We start from the raw sequence: 24,733 nt of genomic DNA, 5'->3' as shown, positions 1-24,733 counted from the left end.
TGCCTCCCCTCCGGACGAACCCTATCGCTTTTTCAATTGCTGTTTCCATGCATATAGCTTCATCATGGCGTCCATTGGCGTCGTTGAATTCAAATCCAGCTCGCGCAGTTCAGCCATAATCGAGTCTTCCTCCGCCGACGTAAACTGCATCGGTTCTTCACGCACCGCAGCAACTGGTGCCGTCCATAGCGTTTCGAGCGACATTTGCATGTCACTCGCTGCATTTCCATTCCCTGCATTTCCATTCGCTTCAAGCCCAGTTAAGATACTGCGCGCCCGTTCAATGACCCAGGTCGGCATTTCAGCCAGTTCAGCCACATGGATTCCATAACTTTTATCTGCTCGTCCTTCTTCAATCTTGTGAAGGAACAGGAGCTTTCCTTCCCGTTCTTCGCATCGAGCGTTGACATTCACGACACCACTCAACGTCTCTGCTAGCCCGGTCAACTCATGGTAGTGCGTCGAGAAGAGTGTTTTGGCACCGATTTTTTGGCAAATGTACTCAATGACCGCTTGTGCGAGCGCCATTCCATCGTACGTCGAAGTCCCGCGGCCAATTTCATCGAGCAGGATCAAGCTCTTCGCTGTCGCTTTTTGCAAGGCGTGTCTGGTCTCCAGCATTTCCACCATAAACGTACTGTGTCCACCTACCAGGTCGTCAGCTGCCCCAATCCGAGTAAAGATCTGATCGACAATCGCCAGCTTGGCCTGTTTAGCCGGAACGAAGCAACCGATCTGTGCCATCACCGTAATCAAGGCGATCTGTCTCATGTACGTACTCTTACCTGCCATATTTGGACCCGTAATGAGCAAAACTTGACGGTTCGTCTGATCCATCTCCACGTCATTTGCCACGTATTTTTCGCGTTCCAGAACGGCTTCTACTACTGGGTGACGCCCTTCTGTAATGACGTATTCGCCGTTTTCCACAAGCTCAGGGCGTATAAAGCCCCGCTCGTCACTTACCGTAGCAAACGCCTGGAGAACATCCACAGATGCAATGCGCTCTGCGAGGTTCTGCAATCTTGGTATATGCTTCGCAACTTCACTTCTTACAGCCACGAACAGTTGGTATTCCAGCTCAATCATCTTTTCTTCCGCTTCAAGAATGAGCGCTTCGCGTTCCTTCAGCTCTGGTGTGATGTACCGCTCTGCATTGGCCAATGTTTGCTTGCGCTCATACCGCCCAGATGGAACGTTTGCGATATTGGACTTCGATATTTCGATGTAATAGCCAAACACCTTATTGAAGCCAACTTTGAGTGAACGAATCCCTGTCGCTTCTCGTTCACCCTGCTCCAATTGTGCAATCCATGTCTTCCCTTCACGACTTGCCGTATGGAGCTTGTCCAGGTACTCATCATATCCCGTCCGAATCATTCCGCCTTCACGAACCGATATCGGGGGATCATCCACGAGCGCATGAGCCAAATAGTTGACGATATCCGTGCACTCATCCATCCCTTGCGCCAGTTCCATCAATACCGGCGTATTCGTTTGGATCATATACTGCTTCAGCTCTGGTACGGCTTCCAAAGACATTCGCAGCTGAATGAGATCTCGTGCGTTCGCATTCCCGTAGGAAATTCGGCCCGCCAGACGCTCCAAATCATAGACACGATCCAAGCAAGTCCGCAAATCGGAGCGAAGCAGCATGTCACCCTTCAAGGCTTCCACAGCGCTCAGACGTGCCTCCAACTGATCGCGACTGAGCAACGGACGCTCAATCCATCTGCGCAAGAGACGACCACCCATTGCGGTTTGAGTCCGATCCAACAGCCACAACAGAGAGCCTTTTTTCGTCTTATCGCGAATGGTCTCTGTCAATTCCAAATTACGTCTGGAAAAGCCGTCCATTTGTAGATACTGCTTTGCATCGTACTGCTTTAACAGTCGCATATGGGCAAGACTGCGTTTTTGCGTCGTCCCTATGTAGAACAAGAGAGCATTGACCGCCGCTCGCATGGACATATCCAGCCCTTTTGCCTGCTCCGCATATTGACTATCCACCGCAAATGCGTCCAGTTGGTGCGCATCCACGACAGTAGATGGCAGTGCTGTCTTCGGCAAAACAGCGAGGCCAAAAAAGACGAGCTCCTTGGGGCGGTATTGCAAGGCTTCATCCAGAAATGCCTCTGCCTGTCCCACCAAGGACGTCACGTACATCTCGCCTGTACTCATATCACACGCAGCAACACCCGTTCGCCCCTCTACTTGGGCCAACGCTGCCATGTAATTGTTTTCCTTATCCGTCAGCCATTTGCCTTCCATCATCGTTCCCGGGGTAATGACGCGTGTAACTTCCCTGCGAACGACCCCTTTGGCTTCTTTTGGATCTTCGACTTGCTCGCAAACGGCTACTTTATGTCCTTTTCTCAGTAGCTCTGCAATATAGCCATCTGCCGCATGATGTGGAACACCACACATTGGTATGCGCTCAGAACCACCACCCTCACGTCCCGTCAGTGTAATTTCCAGCTCACGGGACGCAAGAATGGCGTCATCAAAAAACAGTTCATAAAAATCGCCTAAGCGAAAAAATAAGAAAGTATCCGGATAATCTTTTTTGATAGCCAGATACTGTTGAATCATCGGGGTATATTGAGCCATGGTTTTCTTCTCCTAGCCTACTAATTCTCGTCGCTATTATATCATGATTGTACGGTAATGTTGACCCTGCATCCGATGGTAGATCTGTTTATAGTAGCTTCCATGTCTTGCGAAGGTCTTCATCCGTTTTCCACGATTGGCTTTCGATTAAAAAAGAAAAGTATTGATCCAAATGAATTCGTGACAGCGTATAGCCTGGTAGCTCCTTTAATTCTTGCCAGACTTGGACAACGTACGGCAGGAGCTTTTCTTTTTCGCCCTGGTAGTACGCTTTGATGAGTGGGAGCTTTAGATGAGGCGTCGCTTGTAGCTTCTCGTGATTGGTTGCAACCAAATGGGCCAAATGAAGAATACCTCGAGTGACAAGGGGATCAACCAGCCAGCTGGGGAGTGTACGATATTCGAATCCATATTCCTTCTCCCTTACATCCCCCAAAAATCCATATCGCTCTCTCCGGCTCATACAACCTGCATCCTCAATCAGAACAAGGGGAAGAGCCAAGTACGCATCCAACTTTCGCCGAAGAGAAAAAGTAGGGGTAAGCCCGCCAAAATGAATATGACCACCGATTGGGTAACCTTGAAACGGCATTCCGCCAGCGAGCCATTCGATAGACGAATTCCCTATTTTTTGGGATGCGAGTGCCAGATTATCGTAGATATGCATAAATAATTGATCAGGGTCCTCCGATGGCGCAGGTCTCAACTCCGCAACTGGGTGCTGATGAAGACCTAATTCTTCCCGATAGCGTGTCGTATCACACCCAACCGTGCCATTAATACTCAGGAAGTCAGAAGCAAGTGCCATCTCTCCTGTAGGCTTGCGTAAAGCAAACTCGGGATCAGCCCCCATGCTTTGCAGCTTTTGCGGCTGTTTGCGTATCCGACCTTCCCACCAGTCTCGAGTCCGCTGCATATATTCGTCAGCATGCTTGGCTGGCCAATTTGGTTCCACCTCGACGACCTTAAGACGATGGGGAGAAGCAGCCATGATCGTCACTTGACCCGCATCGGCTCCGGCGGCATACAAACTTCGAGCAGCTATCCCTTGCACCACCTGAACCTCCGTTTCGGTGGAAGGCAAGGAGACGGAATACCATTCGGGCTCCTCCATCCGGTGCAGCAGCCATTGTGATTGCTCCTCGCTCCTGGCGATATCCAGTACATAGTCTTGGTAAAGGCAGATCCTATATGTCCGCCAGCCCGGTCGCGCTGCTTTTCCTGTCGTTACAGGTATTCTCCCTTGCCGGACCAACCAGCGCCCGATTTCTGGACGATGCAAATAAGCTACGACTTCTTTAGCGTTGGCCGTCATCGGTTGTGTTGCTGGCGCTTCCTGCTTGTTAGCTCGCTGACTCGCCTTTGTGCGTAGAATCATGCCTTCCACACTCCCCCGCTATTCTCTCGTTATCTTATGACTGCGCCCAGAAAAAAGTGTGAATGGTACATATCCGAAAAAAAGAAAAAAGAGGAGATAATTTCTCCTCTTTAGTCGAGCTCGTCGAGTAGCGTAGCGGAATCAAAGTCATCAAACTCGTCACTGTTATCTTCAAAGTCGTCACTCAGATGAAACTCTTTTTCATCACAACTATTGCAGACAACAACGCACACCTTTGTTTCCCCAATGACCTCTACTGCATATTCACTTTCAACTCTGACTGTGATTGTGCCACCACCACTTAACTCCGCTTTTATGCACTTCGGTTGCTCCACGGCGCGTGCAACGATTTCCAGATCGCCTCTGCAGTTCTTGTCGAAGAACGTAAGCGGTACGAGTACGGAGAACTGAACAGTTTCCCGCTTGACTTCGGTTTGCGTGTTATTAGCAAACGAAAACCACAGGTTGACGTCATACGTACCAGATACTTCAACGGCATCTCCGACTTTCTCTGCTTGGAAGTTCGTGTTTATAATCCAGCATCCGAGGATCGTCGAAGGAGTTTGCGACGGTATGATGGTGTGGGTGGTAATAGAAAATTTATGGCCTTTGCCGCAGACTGCTTTCGCGATAAGTTCCCGGCACTGTAGATCTTTGTCTATACCCGACATTTCGTTACCTCCTCCATACAACGTTTCTGTACATTTGTATGCAGGGCATTCGACTAGCGTGCAAACAACCACCTTATATTTGGGAAAGTTGTTGGGTATTCATCAAAACAGCGCCGGGAAGGCTTTTTATCAAGAATTAGGAGCAGCAACCGCCAGATTTTTTCTTTTCAGGCCCGCCACCTGTCTCTCCGGTCAATGGGTTTCCGCCTGTATCCAAAATAATACGCTCCGAAACGGTGTTCGTGATCACGTTCGTGACCATTTGCAAAAGATCGTTCACATCGACCTGCGATTGCTTGAATTCCGTAACGATTGGAATGGAATCCAGCTCCTCATGCAATTGGTTGTACTCGCCTTCCACTTTTTTCACCAGTTCCGGCTTGTTGATGGATTCAAACATCACCATTTGCTTTTGCTTCTGCTTTAATGTATCAATTAAATCTTGCACACGTTCATTGTGCTTGATTTGCAGTTCGGCACGTTTGAAGAAATCGACTTCATTCGTACGCGCGATCATAGCTGCAAGTTCGCGAGCTTTCTCAAGAATTTCATTCTGGGTATACACGTTTGTTTGTTCCATTATGACCTACACCTCAACTTTGGATACGAGTTCTCCGTGGAGTGTCCACGTTTTCGCATCTGTAATTTTTATGTGCACATACTGTCCGATCAAGGATTTGTCGCCGGTGAAATGGACCAGCTTGTTCGTACGCGTACGTCCCGCAAGCACTTCCGCATTCGTCCTCGATTCTCCTTCCACCAGTACCTCGACAACCTGATCCTGCAGTTTTTTGTTCTGCTCCAGTGCGATGCGAGCCAGCACTTCATTGAGTCGATATAAGCGCGCTTTTTTCACTTCCATTGGAACGTTGTCTTCCATGACAGCGGCCGGTGTACCTTCACGTGGGGAATAAATGAAGGTATACGCAAATTCATACTTAACCTCTTCCACCATCGAAATGGTATCTTCAAACTGCTCATCGGTTTCGCCTGGGAAGCCAACAATAATATCGGTAGAAAGTGAGACATTCGGGATCGCGTCCTTGATTTTGCGAACGAGCTCCAGATAATGCTCACGCGAATATTTGCGCGCCATCCGCTTGAGTACTTCTGTCGATCCGGATTGAACAGGCAAATGGATTTGCTCCACCAGGTTGCCGCCCTTTGCCAGCACCTCGATCAAGTGGTCGTCAAAATCACGCGGATGACTTGTCGTGAAGCGCACGCGCGGGATATCAATCTTGCGGACCTCGTCCATCAGGTCTCCAAAACCATACTCGATATCCTCAAAATCTTTCCCATACGCATTGACGTTTTGTCCAAGAAGCATGATTTCCTTAAAGCCTTGGCGAGCGAGATCACGCACTTCTGCGATAACATCTTCCGGGCGTCGACTGCGCTCTTTTCCGCGGGTATACGGCACGATACAGTACGTACAGAATTTGTCACAGCCGTACATGATGTTAACCCAGCCCTTGGTGTTTCCTTCGCGGAGCTTCGGCATATTTTCGACGATATCGCCTTCTTTGGACCAAACCTCAATCACCATTTCTTTGCTGAACATCGCATCGCGCAACAGTTCTGGCAATCGGTGAATATTGTGCGTTCCAAAAATCAAGTCAACCTGCTGGTAGCTTTTCAGGATTTTCTTGACGACTTTCTCTTCTTGGGACATACAGCCGCAAACACCGAGGATCAGATTCGGATTGTTATTCTTGAGCCGCTTCATGTGGCCAAGCTCTCCAAATACTTTATCCTCTGCATTTTCGCGGATCGCACAGGTGTTAAATAGGATGACATCCGCATCTTCGACAGAGTCAGAGGAGGTATAGCCCATTGCCTGCAAGATACCAGAAATCGTCTCCGAATCATGCTCGTTCATTTGGCAGCCATACGTACGAACATGATAACGCTTTCCTTTTCCGATGTTCTGCATGTCTTCTGGGATATTAAAATCGTAATGGACTAAAATCTCTTCCTTACCACGCTTTTTCGCATCTTTCAGAGAGGGGGCCTGGAAGTATTTCGCATAGTCTTCCGTTTTCTTTGGAGACTTATCGGATTTTAAGTCCACAGTCGCCTCTTTCGTTTCCTTCATCATGTATCACCTCAGCTAAAATCATCTACATAAGTAACCAATAAAGAATTATATCATTTTGGGTGATACAAAAGCTAATGCATAATAACCATTATGAGGCAAAATATGTACGAAACGGCGAGTGACCGTTCCGATCATCTCTGGGTATTCCCGGCAAGAGGATGTGGTTGTTTGGTGAGATGCTCGCAAAGAAAGACATTATCGGCGCACGCAAATCGCTTGATTTCGCAAGAGAAAAAACATATTGATACGGCAGATTCGGTTGTTATGTTCGCCTGAACCTTCTCGTTTGTACGTTTGCTGATGGAGATTCCTCTATTTTTCTCGCCACTCTCCTAGGATCGTGATCAGTTGGGGAATTTCATCGATGATAGCGTCTGCCTCCACGTTATCCCCCCAAAACATGTCCCGCTTCCAAACTGCCTTCATCCCTACCGCACGCGCACCTTGTACATCGTTAACCGGGTGATCCCCCACATATACCGCTTCACTCGCTTTCACTCCCATCCGGTCCAGCGCTCTTTCAAATATGATTGACTCTGGCTTGGACACCCCTTCCCGCTCCGAAATCAAAATGGCATGAAAAAATGCTTCAATTCCAATCGCATTCAAGTTTTTCATTTGAAACTCACTGTGTCCATTCGTAATGATCCCTAGCTTCATACCCGATTGGCGTAAAATCTGAAGTGTTTCAACTACGCCTGTAAATGCCAGACAGTCCTGCCAGAATAGCTGTACGTATTCTTCTAATAAAAATACAGAAGTAACCTCTTCGATCGTTGACTCTTCCACGATGGTCTGATAGACAACGTCTTTCCACACATACCCACGCTGGTCCAGCTCATGAAAACGGGACATGAACGCATTCAGTGACATTCTTTTCTGGAGCGGCCGTGTACGTTTATATTGTCGTGCCAAAAATGCATCCAACGACCGTTCCCGATCCAAAAGCGTTCCATCCAAGTCAAACAAGCATGCCCTTACCATTGGTACATGCTCCTCCTTACCTGCCAAATTTTTTGAAACTCCGTCTTTTTTCCTATTTTCACCATAATATTTTTTTCTCCTGCAACAATACAAGCCCACTCTCCGTCTGAATAGCAGTCAACAAAAACTACATTGCCATTATGAGGAGGTTAACATGAAAAGAGCACTAGCCGTATTTTTGTCGGTGTTGATGTTCTTAACGGTTATCCCAGTCGTCGGTGCCGCTTCCACTCCTTCGTTCTCAGACGTTCCACGTAGCCATTGGGCATACAAGGAAATTACGGAGATGGCGGCAAAAGGGATCATCAAAGGGTACGACAATCGGACATTTAGACCGAACAATGAAGTTACCCGCGCCGAATTTGCCAAGATTATGATCGCAGCAGCAGATGTAGATATAAACAAACGCTACGTCGACCAAACCTTTAAGGATGTACCGCGTCATCACTGGGCATTTCTGTATGTGGAATACGCCAAGCCTTACTTGACTGGTTACAAATCCGGCTCCACCTACACGTATAAGCCAGATCAAGCTGCAGTACGTGAAGACATTGCTGTCGCATTGGTACGCCTGTTGGGCTACGATCAAAAGTACAAAGCCGACCTGAATCAATTGAAAAAGTTCCGTGATTACGACGATATTTCGTCAGCTCTACGTCCGTATATTGCGATCGCGATCCAAACTGATCTGATGAAAGGATACAATGGCAATTTCCGTCCACAAGATCCGATTACTCGTGCGGAAGCTGCTTCTCTGCTCTATCGTGCTATTTTGGATCGTGACGATGATGATGAGATCAAAATTGTATTCCCTACCCCTGGTCAACCACAGCCTCAGCCAGAACCAGAGCGACTCAATATCAGCGACTCCTTCTCTGATTCCAAATTGAAAAACTGGGATACAGACAAAGCGACAGGAAACTGGGAGGTCGCTAGCAAACAAGTGACAGCGGAATCCGATGACGATGATCTAGATCACTACTTCCTGCCACTTAATTGGAATGAGTCTGACAAAGTTAAGAAATACGAATTGAGCGTTGATGTCAATGTCGTTGGCAGTGAAGGTTTAGGAGGCCTTTACTTCAACGGCAAAGACGGAAAAGCCAATGTTGTATTCGTCCAAAAAGATCGCGTTGTTTTAGGTAAAGTGAATGATGTCGAAGAAGACGATATTGACATCATTACTTCTAGCTCCTACAAGCTGAAATCCAGCAATCGCTTAAAAGTAGAAGTTAACGAGAACACTGTTTCCATTTACCTGAACGATCAATACTTGTTCGGTCAACAGTATGTGAAACAAGAAGGCACAAAGCTCGGTCTGTACCTGCAAGAAGAGGCAACTGAAAACGCGCCTCGCAAAACGACCTATCTGGACAATTTCTCCTTCAAGGAGACCAAATAAAGAACCATATGAATACCCGACAAGCTATCTTGGCCTGTCGGGTATTTTTTCACTCTACTTGACATGCATGTTCTACCAAATGGAAAAAAGATAGCGAAAACGTAGAAATAAACGCATTTCAGATGTTATAATGGTAGCTATTCTTGTCCTGTGAAGGAGCCTTCCTATGTCATTTTCTGTTAATCAACCGTTTCGTTGGATGGACTCCGGTACCTACCAGGATAGTCCACTTGAGCCTTTAATCCGTGATGAAGCGTTGGCAGCCAGCATGCAATTTGAATCTGCATCCCCTGTGATTCATCTCTGGGTGTACGATCAGGCGCTGTATCTCGGCCGCAGAGACGCCAAGCTTCCTCATCTCCAACAAGCCTTGCGTGAATTCGGTCAAGATGGCTTTGGTTGTGTTCTTCGCTCGTCTGGTGGAGCTTGTGTTCCGCTTGATGCTGGCGTACTCAATATGGCTTGTTTATTGCCTGACACTTCGATTTCCATTGACTCCTTCTTCTCGTTTGTAGCCCAGCTTCTTGATGTGGGCCTGCGCGATTACGGGAAGCTGGAATTTGGAGAAGTGAAGGGTTCCTACTGTGCAGGGGAATACGATTTTTCCATTCACGGTAAAAAAATCGGAGGTATGGCACAAAGACGCACGCGACACGGTTCTATTTTGCAGTTATGCATTAACGTAGATGATCGGCCACGAGGGGAATGGATGGAACGCTTTTACCATCTCGCAGGCTTGGATGAAATGCAAAGTCATAAGCCAATTCCTTCCATCAATGCTTCTACTGTTGGCAGTATTGCGAGTTTGACTGGAAAATTGGCCACTATAGATGATGTGAAAGCACGTCTATTGGAGACAATTCGTTCTGAGTGGGCTGTATCACCTACCCCCTTTTATGTGCAAAATGAGTTAGTGACAGAGTCGAGGCATCATTTGTCGCAACGATTACACTTATTTTCTTATACCGCAAAAGAACTGGCCGCACCTGACTGGCACTTACCCGAATAACGGGCAATTTACTTGCTTTTGATTCTCCAGGTGCTGCCGGTAAAATTCTGGAGGAATTATGAATAGCAATCGAAAGGGGACGTTTCAGGATCTGAATGCCCTTTTTGTTTTTGGGGCTCTTACTGTCTTGATGATTCACATCCTCAGTTTTTTTCTCTCAAATGAGAAGACGTATCCGTGGAATAGTGATTTACAAGCCGTTCTAATCATCTTGTTAAAATTCGGTCGCTCTTTGTTTATATTTGCAACTGGAATGCTGCTGTTTTACTGGTATCAGAACCGACAATTGGATTGGCGTGCTTTCTGGAAAAAACGCTGGCGCGCGGTTATTTTTCCTTACGTAATTTGGACGGCCATCTTCACCTATTTTAAACACCAAACCTTTGACCCGGCCGTGCTGGTAGGACCGTTTTTCGATAGTCTGTTTACGGGTAGCTCATTCTACCACCTGTATTACATTCCGCTTTACTTGCAACTGTGCTTGTTGTTTTGCCTGATCAAATCGTGGATAGAACGGTACTTGAACTTCCGCTGGATCATCGCCCTATTTATTGGACAAGCTGGTCTGTACGTTCTCTACCATTATTTGTTTATCAAGCCTTTATGGGCCATTGATTGGGCTGCAAACCCATTCCTGTCCCTCATAAAGCATAGTTATGTTTACGGACAGCATTATGTTTTCATGTACGTATTTACTTTTGCACTCGGCGCTTATGCCGGGATGAATGTGGATAAATGGCGGACGTGGGTGAAACGCCTTCAAATACCTTCTATCGTTGTGATGGCAAGTGCAGCCGTATGGATGGCGTACAGCTATCTTTCCGGCTCCAAAAGCTATTACGAGAGCATGAATATTTTCGAACCGCTTTACTTGGTGTACACACTCTGTGTGATTATCAGCTTTTACCCTGCATCCAGTTATCTCGGCAAACTGCCTACACTCGGTCCTTGGCTTGCCCGGTTAGCCAAACAAAATATGGCTATCTACTTGGTTCATCCGTTGATCTTGTTCTTACTGCAGAGCTACGTCATTCATCGACTAGGCTGGTCAACACCGTCAATAGTTCTCGGCATGTTCGTGATTACACCGCCACTGTGCATTTTCCTTTACGAGTTGACGACGATGTCCTTTTGGTTCAATCGGAAAAAACGGGTGGAAGCAAAACCGATTTTCAAAAATCAAACGTATAAAGCGTAAGGGAGAACCTGGTTTCCTCTAAACTCCTAATGTAAAAAACAACATGATCTCCCATACTAGAACTAGGGACGATTGTTCCACACCTCGATTACTTGCCTGGCGTAACTGCCGGGCTTTTTTTCGTCTAGTGCCCACCAAAGGCTTGCCAACGCCAAGTTTTCTAAATGTAACCCTACCGTTTGTACCTCGCTTACGGTATCATAGAAGAGGACCACAAGCAGTGCTCACTGCTATGGACGTCAGAAAGAAAAGGTGGTGGATCTGGATGAATCAAGAGATCCCTTTGTTACATATTCCGATCAAAGATCTCATAATCGCGTCCACAAAGGTCGCACATGTGCAGTTAGGTAATTCGCTTGAGCACACCCTTCTAGTACTAATCAAGTCCGGCTATTCAGCCGTTCCTGTACTGGATCATCAGTATCGTTTGCATGGGTTAATCAGCACGAATATGATCATGAATAAGACTCTAGGTCTGGAACGCTTTGAGACCGAGCGTATGTCCGAACATATTGTAGATGACGTGATGGATACGAAGGTCCCTCGATTGCGTGACACCGATGAATTTTTGAAAGCATTGGAAGTGTCCATTAATCACCCTTTCGTCTGCATTGAAGACGACGAGCACTATTTCCAAGGAATCTTGACTCGAAAATCGATATTGGCTTTGGTATATCGTCACTTTCGCAATCTGCCCTTTCCTTTGGCTGCTGACCAACAACAGCCGGCAGAATCGTAGGTCACCGCATACGAAAAGACGGGGCAATAATTGCCACCGTCTTTTTCACATTCTTCTGCATTTCTTCTTTAGAACATATAACTTGGCGATAGCAGCTGATGCTTCTGTTTCTTTTTTTCAGCGAGTAATGTCTGCGCATATTCCAGTGGATGACGGTATGTTTGTTTAAACATTGCACTCTCTCCAGCCTTGAAAAACGAATAGCGCTGATCACGCACATTGACTTCAATCAAATACGGATTGCCTCGCTCGTCAATTCCCATATCCATGCCTAAGTCTGCTAACGATGCAAAATGCCGACCGTACTGCTTCGCAATTTCCACCGCCGCTATGCTAACTCTTTCGATGACCGCTTGTTGTTGTTTCACCTCAGCAAAGATGGGTACCAAAGCTTCCGAAAACGGTACTGCTGTCCCTCCTCGAGAGAGATTGCTCAGCTTGTTTTTCTTATTGGCGACCTTGGCAACCATCCCGCTCACAGTCCACTGCTTCTCTTTGTTTTTCTGCACCGAAACACGAATATCAAACGTTTTTCCTCCATAGCGCGCCAAAGGAATTCCTCGCTGGATTAGAAATCGTTTGTTACCGACCCAGCGTCGCACCGTGGAGAGTATCTGCGAATGAGATAAAATCTGCCGTTTTTTCGATGCAATGAAGTGATAATTGCCTCCGTGCCGTTCAATACGTGCTACCCCAATTCCGACTGATCCAATCGAAGGCTTGACGTACACCACCTGGTACTTATCCAAGAACTGACGCAACTGCACCATGGAATAAGGCACTGTATGCGGCAGATAGCTACGGAGTTGCTCGTTTTTCCAGAGCATCTGGTGCACTTTTCGCTTATCCCGTACAACCAAGCCATTGAACACCGTCTTCTTTTGGCTCAATCTTCGAATCACATTCCTCGCTGTTGCATCCCCTGTCAAAACACGATTGTGGATGACTCGCGGGACTGAAACCAGTTGGGAGACGAGTCGATTTCCGTTCCAAAAATATCCCTTGACTCTTTCATCTCCTGGCTTCACATGCCGCGGATGGAAAAAAACAGGCTCCAATCCAAGCTCTTTACCGATTTCGACATAATAAGGCAGACGCTCATATGACTTGATGCCATGAATTCCTTTCTCCATAAGGGCCCAATCCAACATTATCCCGATTCTGTCCACGTAGATCCCCCTTGCCACATTGCTCTACATAGGGTATGTGCCAGAAAGAGCAAGAGCGTGCCTATTTTTGTACACCTCTACGCGACCTGACAAAATAATTGCTTTCCCATAGGAATGATGTCGGATGTTGCGCTTGCCCGGGAAAGGATCCCGTTTCGTTCTCTTTATTGCTCCCTGCGTTCGATGGCCAGTAAAAACGGGGCTTGGTTTTGCTGATTGATATATTGGTATTTTAAAACCAAATAATCCAATTGACTTAGCTCGTGGCAAAATGTTTCCACTGCCTCTTTTTCCGTTTCTCCCGCCGGATGTCCCCAGTAAATCATGACCGTCATGATTCCGCCTGGTCTGAGTACGCTCAACCCTGATTGAATCGCCTGAATGGTACTGCTCGCTTGTGTTGTGATTTCTTTGTCTCCACCCGGCAAATAGCCCAAATTAAACATAATCGCCGCGGCACTTATCTCCAGCTTGTCAATTTCCTCATGACTGGCGAGCTTCATTTCTACTCTGTTCGCCAGACCTTCTCTCTCGAGTCTCTCTCGCGTTTTCTCGATCGCCTGTGGCTGGATATCGAAGGCGATTACTTTCCCTTCTTCTTGCACCAATTGCGCAAGAAATAAGGTGTCATTTCCATTCCCCATCGTGGCGTCTACAACAGTTTCTCCTACTTGTACCCGTTCACGGATTAATTTGCGTGCGACTTCTAATACATTTGGAAACACAGTCAACTCTCCTCTCTATGTACACAAACAACGTTATAAATCGATTTGTAGACCGATGCGCGCCGCATAAACGGCACCTGCGACAAAGGCATTGGCCTCCGCAATTACTTGAGACTCCTCATAGCCGTAAAACAAATGTGTAACTAATAAAGAACGGCAGGATAGAGATTGTGCCAGTTCTGCCGCTTGGCGAACAGACAGGTGCCCATTTGGCTTCGCTGTTAAATTGTAATCCAGATAGGTCCCCTCGCAAATAAACAAATCCGCTTGATTTGCAAACCCTTCCCAGGCTGTACCTGGTCCACTGTCAGCACCGTATACGAGGACACGTCCGTTTGCTTCTAAGCGCATGGCGTAGCATGGATCTCCATCACCATGGTCTGTCCGTAAAAAAGTGATCGAAACGTCCCCAATGGTAACAGACGTTTCTCCTGTGATTGGGGTAAATGTGGTCGCATCTCGATACACCAATGTCTGGGCATTAGCCACTGGCAGCGCTGGAGCGTAGATCGGAAGCGGCTTGTCAGCAGGTCTTTGGCCAAATAGCTGATGAACCATCAAACCGTACTGCATCACTCCTACATCCGCAACATGATCATGATGATAGTGAGATAAGAGCATGGCATCCAGCTCATAAATGGGCAAATGCTTACCTAGCTGTGCAAGAACACCGCTGCCGCAGTCGAGAAGAATTTTGACACGGTCTGTCTCAATCAGGTAACCCGGAGTAGCACCTCCAGGGCCAGGATAAGGAGATTGATAGCCTAACACGGTAACGCGCATATTCGGTTCACTCCCTCTCATAGGATGGAATAAGGTGGGACAGGAGGTCTGAGATGCAAGGAACATGGAGAGCCGCATGGCAGATCGCTTTTACGTATATTGGGACAGTCGTAGGAGCTGGTTTTGCCTCTGGCAAAGAAATTGTAGAGTTCTTTGTTCAATATGGAACACAAGGCTTAGTAGGCATCATTCTGGCGACGACGCTGTTTATTTGGGCAGGCATCCGCGTCATGCTGATTGCCTATCGGATTCAGGCCGATTCCTATCAAGAAGTCAGCACCTATTTATTTGGACATCCGTTTGGCACTGTATTTAATACCTTGCTTCTAACCGTATTGCTAGGTACTACCTCCGTCATGCTCGCTGCTACCGGCGCGATTTTTTGGGAGTCTTTTCGATTATCTCCCCAAATCGGCATTTGGTTTAGCATGATTTTGATTTTTTTCGTGACGAAAAAAGGGCTGTTTGCCATCCATCACGTGAACAGCATTTTTGTTCCGATGCTCATTGGCTTTACTGTACTTGTCTTCCTTTATACGAAGCCATGGTTAGATACGAATGTCGTCGTTGAATCGTTACGGCCTTGGGCGTGGCTTAGTTCTCCCTTTTATTATGTTGCCTTAAATGTCACGCTTACACAAGCGGTTTTGATTCCGATGGGCAGACAGAGTACGAGCGAGAAGCCTCTCATCCTAGGGGGAATCATAGGGGGGTTAGGAATAGGCCTTCTGCTATTACTCGCCTACGCTTCTCTGTCTGTAAAAATGCCGGGAATTCATCACGCGGAAATGCCCATGATTGCTGTGCTGCAAGGCTTGGGACCGACTATTCCCTTTTTGTTCTCCCTATTGGTGTATGCGGAAATCTTCTCGACACTTGTAGCTAACGTTTTTGGTCTAGCCCAACAGATAAGACAAGTTACCCCCCTTCGAGGTCCGACTATTCTACTTGGGATTTTGCTGATTTGTTATTTGATCAGTTTTATCGGGTTTAGCTCGCTTCTCCGCTTCCTGTATCCACTCTTTGGTCAACTGGTCGTCTTTTTCCTTGTCATGCTCGTGTACAGGCAGTGGCGCGATCGTATGTAATAAAAAAACCTCTCCCGTTAAGGAGAGGTTTTTCACTCTAACAAACTTAAGCAAATTCTTTAACCAATTTTTCGAAGTCTTCTTCAGACAAGCGAATGTCTTGGTTCACCAAACCTTCTTCTTTGAAGCCATTTACGAGAGCTTCGTAAGGTTTTTGCTCAGTGTTTTGGTAGATCAGACCTGTAATCAGGCCTTTGTGTTGCATAGAGGTAGACATTGCTTTGATACGGTCATGTGGATCGTATCCTTCGAGTGTGTCTACTGGTACGATGTTCTCTTTGAACCAGTCGTATGTGTTTACCTTGTTGTAGGTTACACAAGGGCTGAATACGTTGATCAAGGAGAAGCCTTCGTGTTGGATACCTTTTTCAATCAGTTCAGTCAAGCCCTTCAGATCGCTGGAGAAGGATTGAGCAACGAATGTCGCACCTACAGACAGCGCCAGTTCAACTGGAGAAATCGAGGACTCGATGGAACCTGCCGGTGTAGACTTGGTCACGAAACCAGTCGCGGAACGCGGGGAGGTTTGACCTTTTGTCAGACCGTAGATTTGGTTATCCATTACGATGTACGTAACGTTCATATTACGACGGATAGCGTGTACAGTATGGCCCATACCGATCGCGAAACCATCCCCGTCACCACCTGCTGCGATAACTGTCAGCTCGCGGTTCGCCATTTTCACACCTTGTGCGATTGGCAGGGAACGTCCGTGAATACCGTGGAAACCATAACAGTTGATGTAGCCGGAAATACGACCAGAGCAACCGATACCGGAAACAACCGCCAGATTTTCAGGTTCCAGACCTACGTTCGCTGCAGCGCGTTGAATAGCCGCTTGGATGGAGAAGTCTCCACAGCCTGGGCACCAGTTTGGCTTTACGTTATTTCGAAACTCTTTCATAGTCGCCATGTTTTACCAGCTCCTTCACTTCAGCATAGATTTCCTTCGGCAGGAATGGGTTACCGTCATATTTAAGCACGGATTCGATTTTTTCAGCGTTTCCAACGTGTTGTTTGAGCAAGCTTGTTACTTGCGCTTGAGCGTTGTGCTCAACAACAACAACTTTCTTCGCTTTATCTACGAGTGCTTTGATTTCTTCAGTTGGGAACGGATGCAGCAAACGGATTTGTGCATGGTTTACTTTCATTCCCTCTTGTTCCAGACGGCCTTTTGCTTCTTGAATGGTACCAATTGTGGAGTTGATACCCACAACCAGAACATCCGCGTCAGCGTGAGGAGCATCTGCTGTTACAGCGCCTTTGAAGTTTTTCAGGACGCCTTCCATTTTGCGCATACGTTTATCCATTTGTTGAATACGGTTTGCAGCATTCTCAGATGGACGACCAGTTTGATCATGCTCAACACCAGTTACGTGGTGCAGACCGTATTTTTGACCAGGAATAACACGAGGAGAAACGCCGTCTTCTGTTACTTCATAACGTTTGAACAGGTCGTTTTGCTCTTTTTCTGGCAATTCTTGTCCAGCAAGCAGTTTTCCGCGGCGGATTTCTACTTTGCTGTAGTCAAATGGAACAACGGTTTGTTTACCCAAGGACAGCGTCAAGTCTGTCATCAGGATAACAGGCAGTTGGTATTCTTCCGCAATGTTAAACGCTTCAACTGCATCGTAGAAGCACTCTTCTACTGTGCTTGGCGCGATAACTACTTTTGGAATGTCACCATGCGTACCGTAGATCATAGCATTCACATCGGATTGCTCGATTTTGGTAGGCATACCAGTAGATGGGCCACCACGCTGTGTGTTCACGATTACAACTGGTTGTTCCGTGATACCAGCCAGACCAATTGCTTCCATCATCAGGGACAGACCAGGACCTGCAGAAGCAGTCAAGGAACGAGCACCCGCGAAGTTAGCACCGATTGCCATCGTAATTGCAGCAATCTCGTCTTCTGTTTGGATAACAGTACCGCCCAATTTAGGCAGCTTTTTAATCAAGTATTCCATTACCTCGGAAGCAGGTGTGATCGGGTAAGCTGGCATGAAACGGCAGCCTGCTGCTACAGCACCCAGAGCGATCGCATCGTTACCGATGAGGAACAGTTGTTTTTGTGGATCAGCCTTTTCCATTTGGAACTCAGGCAGTTGACCACCAGTCAATTCATTTACAAAATCAAAACCGCGGCGAATGGCATCCATGTTCTTTTCAACCACTTTTTCGCCCTTGCGGAGGAACATATCTTCAACAATGGGACGGAAGCTTTCCACTGAAATGCCGAGGATGGCACTGGACGCACCAATCGACACCATGTTTTTCATCAGGGAAGTTCCCAGCTCATCAGCGATCTCAGTCAGTGGTACAGTGAAGAAGCGAACTGGCTTCAAGCCGTCCGGCAACTTTGGATTAAATTTCGCGTCCGCGATAATGATACCGCCTTCACGCAGCTCATGCGCATTGAAATCGATCGTCTCTTGGTCAAACGCTACGAGAATGTCCAGATCGTCAGAGATCGCACGCATTGGCGTTGTGCTCACGCGAATTTTATTGTTCGTGTGTCCACCCTTAATACGGGAAGAGAAGTGACGGTAGCTATACAGATGGTACCCCATCCGGTTCATTGCCATCGAGAAAATCTCACCAGTACTCTCGATGCCCTCCCCTTGCTGTCCTCCAACTTTCCAGGAAAGTTGACTAATCATTCAGATTCCACCCTTTCAGTGACTGTGAGAAAAGCTGCCCTATCACACCTTAAAAAGACTGATAAGATGTGACATTTCTGTGCATAGACAGTAACAATTGTAGTCCTGTCCATGTCAAATTGCAAGTGCTTTTACTCAACTTACTTTTGACCTGAATTTTAATGTTGAACTTGGTACATTAATATCCTCATGCTTTATTGTAGCACGTTTCCGAAAACACGCAACCAATTTCCTTGCACAAATTTCAATACTTCCGCCTCTTTATAACGTTTTAACAAAGCTTCTAGTAATTGGGAGTAATCTGCCGCGGATGCCATGTCTCCAAACGTCTCGGTAATACCATCGAAATCGGAGCCAAAACCTACGTGGTTTACGCCCCCCAACGCGCAGATGTGATCCAAGTGGCGCAGCAAGTCATCGATCCAAACCGTGCGCTTGTCCGGCACGGTAAAGAAGTCTACAAACGTTAAGCCAATCGCGCCGTCTTTGGCGATTAACGCTCGAATTTGCTCGTCCGGCAAATTGCGAGAGTGATTGCATAGGCTTCTCACGTTCGAGTGGGAAGCGATCACTGGTGCTTTCGAGCATTCTAGTACATCCCAGAATCCAGGATCGGCCAAATGCGAAACATCAATGATCATCCCCAGCCGATTCATTTCTTCTATGACTTCTCGTCCAAATGAAGTAAGTCCACCTGGATTCGGCTCTCCATTTCCACTCGCTATGGCATTGCCATGATTCCAGGTCAGCGTCATTCCTCGTACACCAAGCCGGAACCACGTACGTAGCTGAACCAGACTCTCTTCTAATGCATGCGCACCTTCTACAAACAGAATAGCCCCTTTCTGTCCCTTTAATACGCATTCAGCCAAATCTGCCTTTGTGAAAATGGGCCGGAATTTATCACTGGCCACCTCTTGATAAAAAATATCGATCATTTCTAGTACAGAATGAAAACGACGTCCAAAAGGCACTTGAGAAGGGACGAAACAGGCAAGCACTTGTATGTCTACATTCCCTTTTTCAAGGGCGGTAAAACCAGCTTGCAAGAGCTTGTCTTCTTTATAAAAGTCCAGCTCGGGGTTCTGCCATAGCTTGCATAATACATCGCTATGCGCATCAAAGATTTTCATATGGAAACGTCCCTTTCTTCGATCTCTTCGGAGGTCATACTTCTGGACAAACGAAAAAACCTGTTCATTCTTCGAACAAACAGGCAGGTGAAGCATTTGCAGTTGTATCATCTGGGTTCTACGATTAATTTGATTGCAGTTCGCTCTTCTCCATCAATCACGATGTCGGTAAAGGCTGGAATACAAATGAGGTCAACTCCACTCGGCGCTACGAACCCTCGTGCGATTGCTACTGCCTTCACAGCTTGATTAAGCGCCCCAGCGCCAATGGCTTGGATCTCAGCCGCGCCTCGTTCACGAAGAACTCCGGCAAGGGCACCAGCTACGGAATTGGGGTTAGACTTTGCTGAAACTTTTAATACTTCCATCCTTTTTGAACCTCCCGTCTGATAGGAATCCTGTCATCATTAGAATGATATTCGCATAACCCCTAAAAATTCCTGCTAACTTGCTTGAAAGATTCAAAAAATTCTAATCTTATTCCCATTATTCCATAAACGGATGGTCAGAGTCAATTCTGATTCGCTCCATTTTTTTCGCATGCCCAGTCGTTTTATCTAGAGTAATCAGCACCGCATTCAACTGCGCAGGATCTGGCGCTACCTCAAAGCGAACAGGGAGCTGTGTCAAAAATTTCTTAATAACAGCTTCTCGCTCCATCCCCAAAATGCCATTACTCGGGCCACACATTCCTACATCACACAAGAATCCGGTTCCTTGAGGCAATATACGTTCATCAGCGGTTTGCACATGGGTATGTGTCCCCACGACCGCCGTAACCTTCCCATCGAGATACCATGACATTGCTTGCTTTTCCGATGTGGCTTCCGCATGAAAGTCTACAAAAATGAGCTTCGTACGCTTCCGAGCTTGCTCTACTAGCTTATCAGCCATTTGGAACGGACAGTCGAGCGGTGGCAAGAACGTACGCCCCATCAAATTAATGACGGCTAGTTCCCCTTCATGTTGTTTGATATATGTAATCCCTTTTCCAGGAGCCCCTTCTGGGAAATTCGCGGGTCTGATCATCCGCGGTTCATCATCAATAAAATCGAAAATTTCCCTTTGGTCCCACGTATGATTCCCGAGCGTAATCGCTTGAACTCCCCACGCGAATAGCTCCTTGGTAATTTTCTCTGTGATCCCGCGACCATGCGCAGCGTTCTCTCCATTCGCTACGATAAAGGTAGGGTTGTATTTTCGTTTCAATAACGGCAGATATGTTTTCACGATCTCTCTGCCAGGCGAGCCCATAATATCTCCAATGAATAACAACTTCATTACCAAATCACCTCATTGCTAGTATACACAATTCCTCTGCTCATTAGAAAACTTGACATCGTCAACCATTTGATGTGCTACAAAAAAAGTAAAGTGGCACGCAGCCACTTTACTTTGCATACTCAACTGCCCGTGTTTCACGGATAACCGTTACTTTAATATGACCTGGGTAGTCAAGTTCATTTTCAATTCGTTTCGTGATATCCCGTGCCAGACGGGTAGCTTCCGCATCGTCAATCTTATCAGGTTGAACCATCACGCGAATTTCGCGTCCTGCTTGAATCGCATAAGACTTTTCTACGCCATCGAACGACTCAGAGATTTCTTCCAGTTTCTCCAAACGTCTGATATATGTTTCCAATGTCTCACGGCGTGCACCTGGGCGTGCGGCAGACAGAGCGTCAGCTGCTCCCACGAGCATAGCAATGACGGAAGTTGGTTCGGTATCACCGTGATGAGACGCAATACTGTTCACTACTACGTGATGCTCATTGTACTTCTTAGCCAGTTCTACACCGATTTCAACGTGTGAACCTTCTACTTCATGGTCAATCGCTTTTCCGATATCATGCAGCAAACCTGCACGTTTGGCCAGCTTCACATCTTCTTTTAGTTCTGCCGCCATTAAACCGGCGAGATGTGCCACTTCCATAGAGTGCTTCAGTACGTTTTGACCGTAGCTTGTACGATAACGCAAACGTCCAAGAATCTTGATCAGATCTGGATGCAAGCCGTGAACGCCTGTTTCGAACGTTGCTTGCTCACCGTATTCACGGATTCGCTCGTCTACTTCGCGACGCGCTTTTTCCACCATTTCCTCGATGCGAGCTGGGTGAATGCGACCGTCTGCGACCAGTTTATCCAGTGCTGTCTTGGCGATTTCCCGACGAATCGGGTCGAAGCCAGACAGGATGACTGCTTCTGGCGTATCGTCAATAATCAGATCGATACCAGTCAACGTCTCCAGGGCACGAATGTTACGTCCTTCGCGTCCGATAATACGTCCCTTCATCTCATCATTTGGCAGCGTAACCACAGAAACGGTTGTTTCTGCTACGTGGTCTGCTGCACAACGTTGAATGGAGGTCGTAATGATCTCACGAGCACGCTTGTCCGCTTCTTCCTTAGCCTGAGTCTCAATCTCCTTGATCATCACAGCCATTTCGTGACGGACGGTATTCTCCACATCAGTGAGAATGATCGTCTTCGCCTCATCCTGCGTCAAGCCGGAGATTCGTTCTAGCTCTGATACTTGCTCTTTATATAAGTGCTCTACCTTGCTTTGCAGTTCTGCGATGGCACGGTCACGCTCAGACAATTCTTCTTCTTTGCGCTCTAACTGTTCCATCTTGCGGTCCAACGATTCTTCTTTTTGTAGAATTCGTCGTTCCTGACGCTGGATCTCATTGCGTCTCTCACGCAATTCGGTTTCCGCTTCGGATCGAAGCTTGAACACTTCATCCTTTGCCTCCAGCACCTTCTCCTTCTTAACGGCTTCGGCGTCCCGCTTGGCTTCCTCCACGATCTGTCGTGCAGCTTCTTCTGCACTGGAGATCTTCGCTTCCGCAATCGATTTACGAGTGAAGTAGCCAGCACCCAAGCCAATCAGCAGGGCAACGAGCACAATGACAACAGTAATTATAGGATCCATAGGCTTTTTCGTTTCACCTCCTTATTGTAAGACATCTCCCCGCTTTCCAAGCATTTGTTTTTCATGGAGTGCTCTCACATTTGAACATTCGGCTAAAAAACAAGACCGATTTTACTCGGTCCGCTGAATCCGTACTGTTATCGCACGGTTTTTCAGTTGTTCCATAGGCAACGAGTGAGCAAATCGCAAAAAGATATGATACACCAAGTAAATACAAACCTATTTTATTATTTGTGAACAAGAATTGTCAAGATCATGCAAATAGAGTTGCGTCTAACTATCGCTTCTCTGACGCAATTCTTCACGCATTTGTTGAATGATAGCATGAGAGAATCCCTTGCGCATCAGCATAGACAGCAGCTTGCGTTCTTCATCTGGGTTCGGTGCGCCTTCTATGCGTCTCGCCTTCTTCTCTATCAATGCACGGGCAGCATCTAGTTCAGCCTGCCTAGACACGCCACGGACTGCGTCCTCTACAATCGCTCTGTCCACTCCACGCTGGGTAAGCTCCATACGCAGCATATACGGGCTCCTCGGCTTCAAACGCAATCGTTCGTCTACCCATTGCTTCGCAAATGCTTCATCATCGATGTAGCCGTGATCCTTGCAGCGCTGGCATATCTCTTCGGCAATCTGGGTAGAAAACCCCTTCTCTACCAAATAAGAATGCAGCTGACTACTTGTCCGTGGGCGTATGCCGAGGTATCGCAAAGCACCTAAATACGCTTTATGCTTTTCTTCTGCTATCAGGACTTCTCGGCAAAAATCTTCATCTAATTCTGTTCCCTTAAATAGGTTGTACTTTACCAGTATGTCTTCGTGTACGGTAATGGCATACTCGCCTTCTACATCGATATGGTAGCGTTGCTTTTGTTTGATATCTCGATGAACGGCAGTGATCAGGCCGCTCTTCATGATGATTCACTCCTTCGCAAAGCTAAAATAACAGCCTGTCTCATCGACAGGCTGCTCTTCTACTCTTCATTACTCCAGATCAAATGTAGGCTCTTCATCTTGCTCTGGGTCATTTACTGCTTCACCTTCTGGAACAGAACCAGGGTTTAGGCTGAAGTATTCGCGCACTTTTGTTTCAATCTGCGATGCAATGTGCGGATTTTCCTTCAGGAAAACCTTCGAATTTTCTCTACCTTGGCCGAGTCGCTCTTCATTGAAGGAATACCAAGCACCACTCTTTTGCACGACATCAATCTCAGAACCGATGTCGAGAATGCTACCTTCTCTGGAAATACCTTCACCGTACATGATGTCCACTTCTGCAACCTTAAATGGTGGAGCCACTTTATTTTTGACAACTTTGATCTTTGTCTTGCTACCCAAAATGTCGTTGCCGACTTTGATAGATTCCGCTTTACGAACATCCAAACGAACACTCGCGTAGAACTTCAAAGCGCGTCCACCTGGAGTTGTTTCCGGGTTACCAAACATAACTCCCACTTTTTCACGAAGCTGGTTGATGAAGATCGCAATCGTTTTGGACTTGTTGATGGCACCAGACAGCTTACGAAGTGCTTGGGACATCAAGCGCGCTTGCAAACCTACGTGGGAATCTCCCATCTCGCCTTCGATCTCTGCTTTTGGCACGAGTGCCGCAACGGAGTCGACTACGATAATGTCTACCGCACCAGAACGCACCAGTGCTTCCGCGATCTCCAAAGCTTGCTCACCAGTGTCTGGTTGGGACAACAGCAATTCATCGATGTTCACACCCAGCTTAGCAGCGTAAACCGGATCCAAGGCATGCTCAGCATCGATAAAAGCAGCTTGTCCACCCTGTCTTTGCACTTCTGCGATGGCATGAAGCGCTACTGTTGTTTTACCAGAAGACTCTGGTCCGTAAATCTCAACAATCCGTCCGCGTGGGAACCCACCCACACCAAGTGCGATATCTAGAGCAAGTGCACCGCTAGAAGCCGTAGAAATCTGGATGTTGGATACTTCCCCCAACTTCATAATGGAACCTTTTCCGAATTGCTTTTCTATTTGACGCAATGCACTCTCCAAAGCTGCGCGACGATCTGACAAATGGTACACACCCTTTCAATTTTCGCATCTCTTTTGCTTGTCTTCATCATACCTCGAGACAGAAGTGTTTGCCAAGTATTTTTTACGAACAAATATTCGCATCGC

22 protein-coding genes are annotated in these 24,733 nt (G+C 47.0%); 5 read left to right on the top strand and 17 right to left on the bottom strand.

From position 1 onward, the window contains the following. Window positions 1-21: 21 nt before the first annotated feature. From mutS to HP399_RS13520, 6 genes are all read right to left on the bottom strand, one after another. Window positions 22-2,610 (bottom strand): DNA mismatch repair protein MutS, encoded by a 2,589-nt coding sequence (gene mutS / locus HP399_RS13545; RefSeq protein ID WP_173617485.1) that lies wholly within the window; start codon window positions 2,608-2,610, stop codon window positions 22-24. A gap of 88 nt (window positions 2,611-2,698) precedes the next feature. Next, window positions 2,699-3,988: a putative amidoligase domain-containing protein gene (locus HP399_RS13540; protein ID WP_173617484.1), complete on the bottom strand. Its 1,290-nt coding sequence runs from the start codon at window positions 3,986-3,988 to the stop codon at window positions 2,699-2,701. 110 nt (window positions 3,989-4,098) lie between these two features. Then, the gene (gene cotE, locus HP399_RS13535) at window positions 4,099-4,659 is read right to left on the bottom strand and encodes an outer spore coat protein CotE (protein WP_173617483.1); all 561 of its coding nucleotides are present in this window, start codon (window positions 4,657-4,659) and stop codon (window positions 4,099-4,101) included. A 136-nt stretch (window positions 4,660-4,795) separates the two neighbouring features. Further along, the gene (locus HP399_RS13530) at window positions 4,796-5,239 is read right to left on the bottom strand and encodes a YlbF/YmcA family competence regulator (protein WP_007719127.1); all 444 of its coding nucleotides are present in this window, start codon (window positions 5,237-5,239) and stop codon (window positions 4,796-4,798) included. Window positions 5,240-5,245: 6 nt separating this feature from the next. Next, entirely contained in the window at window positions 5,246-6,757 is a 1,512-nt protein-coding gene (gene miaB, locus HP399_RS13525; protein WP_173617520.1) for a tRNA (N6-isopentenyl adenosine(37)-C2)-methylthiotransferase MiaB, read from the bottom strand. Between the two features lie 315 nt (window positions 6,758-7,072). Then, complete coding sequence (locus HP399_RS13520) at window positions 7,073-7,744, bottom strand: HAD family hydrolase (protein WP_173617482.1); 672 nt, start codon at window positions 7,742-7,744, stop codon at window positions 7,073-7,075. Window positions 7,745-7,898: 154 nt separating this feature from the next. Between HP399_RS13520 and HP399_RS13515 the strand changes: the two genes are divergently transcribed. From HP399_RS13515 to cbpB, 4 genes are all read left to right on the top strand, one after another. After that, a complete protein-coding gene (locus HP399_RS13515; RefSeq protein ID WP_173617481.1) occupies window positions 7,899-9,146 on the top strand; it encodes an S-layer homology domain-containing protein in 1,248 nt (415 codons plus the stop codon). A gap of 166 nt (window positions 9,147-9,312) precedes the next feature. Next, window positions 9,313-10,155: a lipoate--protein ligase family protein gene (locus HP399_RS13510; RefSeq protein ID WP_173617480.1), complete on the top strand. Its 843-nt coding sequence runs from the start codon at window positions 9,313-9,315 to the stop codon at window positions 10,153-10,155. A 58-nt stretch (window positions 10,156-10,213) separates the two neighbouring features. Then, window positions 10,214-11,353 carry an acyltransferase gene (locus tag HP399_RS13505; protein ID WP_173617479.1) on the top strand — a complete coding sequence of 380 codons (1,140 nt, stop codon included), beginning with the start codon at window positions 10,214-10,216 and terminating at the stop codon, window positions 11,351-11,353. 265 nt (window positions 11,354-11,618) lie between these two features. Continuing rightward, entirely contained in the window at window positions 11,619-12,092 is a 474-nt protein-coding gene (gene cbpB / locus HP399_RS13500; protein WP_173617478.1) for a cyclic-di-AMP-binding protein CbpB, read from the top strand. Between the two features lie 68 nt (window positions 12,093-12,160). On the opposite strand, the gene HP399_RS13495 is transcribed toward cbpB, so the two are convergent. From HP399_RS13495 to HP399_RS13485, 3 genes are all read right to left on the bottom strand, one after another. Further along, the gene (locus HP399_RS13495; protein WP_173617477.1) at window positions 12,161-13,261 is read right to left on the bottom strand and encodes a YheC/YheD family endospore coat-associated protein; all 1,101 of its coding nucleotides are present in this window, start codon (window positions 13,259-13,261) and stop codon (window positions 12,161-12,163) included. Between the two features lie 164 nt (window positions 13,262-13,425). Next, window positions 13,426-13,986 carry a tRNA 5-(aminomethyl)-2-thiouridylate-methyltransferase MnmM gene (locus HP399_RS13490; RefSeq protein WP_173617476.1) on the bottom strand — a complete coding sequence of 187 codons (561 nt, stop codon included), beginning with the start codon at window positions 13,984-13,986 and terminating at the stop codon, window positions 13,426-13,428. Between the two features lie 33 nt (window positions 13,987-14,019). After that, a complete protein-coding gene (locus tag HP399_RS13485) occupies window positions 14,020-14,769 on the bottom strand; it encodes an MBL fold metallo-hydrolase (protein WP_173617475.1) in 750 nt (249 codons plus the stop codon). A gap of 53 nt (window positions 14,770-14,822) precedes the next feature. Between HP399_RS13485 and HP399_RS13480 the strand changes: the two genes are divergently transcribed. Next, entirely contained in the window at window positions 14,823-15,857 is a 1,035-nt protein-coding gene (locus HP399_RS13480; RefSeq protein ID WP_173617474.1) for a YkvI family membrane protein, read from the top strand. A 46-nt stretch (window positions 15,858-15,903) separates the two neighbouring features. On the opposite strand, the gene HP399_RS13475 is transcribed toward HP399_RS13480, so the two are convergent. From HP399_RS13475 to recA, 8 genes are all read right to left on the bottom strand, one after another. After that, the gene (locus HP399_RS13475; RefSeq protein WP_007719146.1) at window positions 15,904-16,770 is read right to left on the bottom strand and encodes a 2-oxoacid:ferredoxin oxidoreductase subunit beta; all 867 of its coding nucleotides are present in this window, start codon (window positions 16,768-16,770) and stop codon (window positions 15,904-15,906) included. Continuing rightward, the gene (locus HP399_RS13470) at window positions 16,742-18,520 is read right to left on the bottom strand and encodes a 2-oxoacid:acceptor oxidoreductase subunit alpha (RefSeq protein WP_173617473.1); all 1,779 of its coding nucleotides are present in this window, start codon (window positions 18,518-18,520) and stop codon (window positions 16,742-16,744) included. The genes HP399_RS13475 and HP399_RS13470 overlap by 29 nt, the downstream gene beginning before the upstream one ends. 194 nt (window positions 18,521-18,714) lie before the next feature. After that, the gene (locus tag HP399_RS13465) at window positions 18,715-19,653 is read right to left on the bottom strand and encodes a dipeptidase (RefSeq protein ID WP_173617472.1); all 939 of its coding nucleotides are present in this window, start codon (window positions 19,651-19,653) and stop codon (window positions 18,715-18,717) included. Window positions 19,654-19,760: 107 nt separating this feature from the next. Next, window positions 19,761-20,021 carry a stage V sporulation protein SpoVS gene (spoVS, locus tag HP399_RS13460; protein ID WP_003385776.1) on the bottom strand — a complete coding sequence of 87 codons (261 nt, stop codon included), beginning with the start codon at window positions 20,019-20,021 and terminating at the stop codon, window positions 19,761-19,763. A gap of 118 nt (window positions 20,022-20,139) precedes the next feature. Next, window positions 20,140-20,934 carry a TIGR00282 family metallophosphoesterase gene (locus HP399_RS13455; RefSeq protein ID WP_007719153.1) on the bottom strand — a complete coding sequence of 265 codons (795 nt, stop codon included), beginning with the start codon at window positions 20,932-20,934 and terminating at the stop codon, window positions 20,140-20,142. 109 nt (window positions 20,935-21,043) lie between these two features. Further along, window positions 21,044-22,585 (bottom strand): ribonuclease Y, encoded by a 1,542-nt coding sequence (rny, locus tag HP399_RS13450; protein ID WP_007719154.1) that lies wholly within the window; start codon window positions 22,583-22,585, stop codon window positions 21,044-21,046. A gap of 273 nt (window positions 22,586-22,858) precedes the next feature. Beyond that, entirely contained in the window at window positions 22,859-23,500 is a 642-nt protein-coding gene (locus HP399_RS13445; RefSeq protein WP_173617471.1) for a RecX family transcriptional regulator, read from the bottom strand. Window positions 23,501-23,569: 69 nt separating this feature from the next. Further along, window positions 23,570-24,628 (bottom strand): recombinase RecA, encoded by a 1,059-nt coding sequence (gene recA, locus HP399_RS13440; protein ID WP_017249260.1) that lies wholly within the window; start codon window positions 24,626-24,628, stop codon window positions 23,570-23,572. Window positions 24,629-24,733: the final 105 nt, after the last annotated feature.

The organism is Brevibacillus sp. DP1.3A (assembly GCF_013284245.2).
GTDB lineage: Bacteria > Bacillota > Bacilli > Brevibacillales > Brevibacillaceae > Brevibacillus.
Note: the sequence above shows the minus strand (reverse complement) of the source record. Positions and strands in the feature narration are given on the sequence as shown.